A 3077-nucleotide genomic window follows, 5' to 3' on the forward strand; every position below is an offset into this window, starting at 1 on the left:
GAAAGAAAATCACACACTTTGTATCACCGTCCACTACAAAGGAACTTGGTCGAAAAATACGGGATAAACCGCTGGAAATCAATATCAGCTATGGCTAGACTGGGAAAGGTACCGTCAAAGTCAGGAGCAATAAAACTATACTTAAATGGTTGAAAAAGAGGGGATATGTTCAAGGTATTCCCTCTTTTCTGTTTTACTTTTTCGTAGCGCTATTGAGTATTTCTTTCGATCTGGCTATTGCCTGATTAATATTGTCGCAGATGTTCTCTTCGCCTATCATTGCAGGAATTTTAGAACTTTCTATCATCTGATGTACTTTTTCCCTTACTCCCGATAAAATTACTTGTATTTCATCTTTCATCGATTTTTTACATAAACTTTCCAGATTATACAATCCTGTGGAATCAATAAACGGAACCTTTCGCATACGTATAATCCTTATTTTCGATTTATCTCCGATGATGCGCATACTTTCCTCGAATTTGTTGGCAATACCAAAAAAGAAAGGCCCGTCTATTTCATAAACCTCAACGCCGTCAGGCAATATCAGGATTTCATCATCCTGAGTGTATTCACTTTCATTCGTCAGGTCAAGTTGATTTTTGATAATGGAAACGTGTGTGACTTCATTTATTCGCTTCAAGAATAAAACAACAGCCAGCAAGAGTCCAACTTCAATTGCAACCGTTAAGTCGAATATGACGGTCAGGAAGAATGTGATTAATAGTACGGCAACGTCCGATTTTTGATTTTTAAATAAGGCTTTGAATGTACGCCATTCGCTCATATTATACGAAACAATGACCAATACTCCGGCCAGACAAGCCATTGGTATATATTGTGCCAAAGGCATTAATAGTAATAATATTAGAAGTAAAACTATAGCGTGTACGATGCCGGCTATAGGAGTCCGTCCGCCATTGTTTATGTTGGTCATAGTACGGGCAATAGCTCCGGTTGCAGGAATTCCGCCAAAAAGAGGCGTTACAATGTTGGCAACCCCCTGGGCTATAAGTTCCGTATTCGAATTATGTTTTTCTCCACCTATTACCCCATCTGCAACGGTAGCCGATAATAAAGACTCGATAGCTCCCAGCATTGCTATGGTAATAGCAACGGGTAACAGGTCGGTTATGGCAGCCATATCTATATTGGGAATTTCGGCTTCAGGCAAGGCTGCATTTATCTTAAACCGGTCGCCAATAGTGTCTATCGAATCGATACCGGCATAAGTTTTGAGTAGATACACTCCAATAGTTACCAATATAATAGACACTAAAGATCCTGGTACCTTTTTGATAAAACGGGGCGTGAAAACTATAATGAGAAGACTAATTATGCTGACTAAAGTATTCCACCAGTTTATAGTGTCAAAGTGCTTAAAATACATTATCCATTTTCCAATAAAATCGCCCGGAGCTTTTTCTCCCCCAAAATTCAGACCAAAAATATCTGCTATTTGAGTCGTAAATATCGTTACAGCAATACCACTCGTAAATCCGACAATAATAGGATAGGGAATAAACTTGATAATTTTTCCAAGTTTGAATATTCCCATCAATACCAACATGATTCCGGCTATAATTGTAGCTATAATCAGACCTTTTATACCATGCGTCTGAACAACGCCATATACAATAACAATAAAAGCCCCTGTAGGTCCTCCTATCTGGACCCGGCTGCCTCCAAGGAAAGATACAATAAATCCGGCGATAATAGCTGTGATTATACCTTGTTCAGGAGAAACGCCGGAGGCTATACCAAATGCAAGTGCGAGAGGTAGGGCTACAATGCCGACTATAAGTCCTGCCATCAGGTCTTTTACGAACTTATTTTTATCATACGTTTTTAGGGAAATAAAAAACTGAGGCGTAAAGTCCTTCCTGATGTTTTCGAGACGTTGTTTATTTTTCATATCAGAACGAAGGAAATAAATTAATATTTTTAATCTATTTATACAAAAAACCAGTGTTAAATAATCGTTGCTTTTTTATCGAATTATAGGTTACAAAACACTTTCTGTCTTATTGAAATAGAATGTAATTATAATTTTTTAAGAATGCAAAGGTACTAAATCATTTGATATAGACATAATAAATGTTAGTTTTGTATAAACTATCATTTATATAAAGACTATCATTAGTTATGGAAAAAAGTATTAAAGGAACAGAAACCGAAAAATCTCTGTTGAAATCGTTTGCAGGAGAGTCTCAGGCAAGAATGCGTTATACTATGTTTGCAAGTGCCGCAAAGAAAGAAGGATATGAGCAAATTGCAGCTATTTTTCTTGAAACGGCAGACCAGGAAAAGGAACACGCTAAGCGTATGTTTAAATTTCTCGAAGGAGGAATGGTAGAAATTACTGCAATGTATCCTGCCGGAAGAATAGGTACAACAGAAGAAAACCTGACAGAAGCTGCTGCCGGCGAACATGAAGAGTGGGCGGTAGATTATCCCGCTTTTGCTGATATTGCAGAAAAAGAAGGTTTTAAAGAAATTGCTGTAATGTACCGTATGATTGGTAAAGTGGAGAACATGCACGAAGACCGCTACAAAGCTCTTTTGGCACGTGTCCAAAGCAACGGAGTATTCTCCCGTACTGAAGCTATCGATTGGCAATGCCGTAACTGTGGATTTGTTATCAACAGCAAGAATGCACCTAAAACATGCCCTGCCTGTTTGCACCCACAAGCTTATTTCGAACCATTGAAATGGAATTTCTAATTTGAAACTGACTAGTCCTAAATAAACCTGTAACGCTTATTTAGGACTAGTCAAATATTTTCAACTCTATTGATAATATTCATTACAATGATATTATCAGTATAGACCTGCCATTGTTTCTCTTGATTATCGTTGACAATAACTGTCCATGCAGCAGGTATTCTCCAATAATTAGTCGTCCCTTAAATAGCATTCATACTTCTGACTATCAGCAAAATAATATTTGAAATAATTGTTTAAATCTGCAAGAATTCATATCTTTGTGGTATAATTCTTGCAGATTTATATGCTACAATACAGTAAAAAAGATAATCAGAGAAGTTTATTTTTCTCCTTATCAGATACATTAGATC

The 3077-nt window shown here is 37.0% G+C and carries 2 protein-coding genes; one reads left to right on the forward strand and one right to left on the reverse strand.

The window, feature by feature from the left end; translation table 11 throughout:
* Positions 1-193: 193 nt before the first annotated feature.
* A complete protein-coding gene (locus tag ACYPZI_RS15695; RefSeq protein ID WP_459603277.1) occupies positions 194-1915 on the reverse strand; it encodes a SulP family inorganic anion transporter in 1722 nt (573 codons plus the stop codon).
* A gap of 230 nt (positions 1916-2145) precedes the next feature.
* On the opposite strand from ACYPZI_RS15695, the gene rbr reads away from it, so the two are divergent.
* Positions 2146-2724 (forward strand): rubrerythrin, encoded by a 579-nt coding sequence (gene rbr / locus ACYPZI_RS15700; protein ID WP_459603278.1) that lies wholly within the window; start codon positions 2146-2148, stop codon positions 2722-2724.
* Positions 2725-3077: the final 353 nt, after the last annotated feature.

Source organism: Dysgonomonas reticulitermitis (assembly GCF_054601275.1).

What these genes read in the sequence shown, in the direction of transcription:
- ACYPZI_RS15695 (WP_459603277.1), bottom strand. Translation starts at nt 1,915, where the DNA reads ATGAAAAATAAACAACGTCTCGAAAACATCAGGAAGGACTTTACGCCT.
- rbr (WP_459603278.1), top strand. Translation starts at nt 2,146, where the DNA reads ATGGAAAAAAGTATTAAAGGAACAGAAACCGAAAAATCTCTGTTGAAA.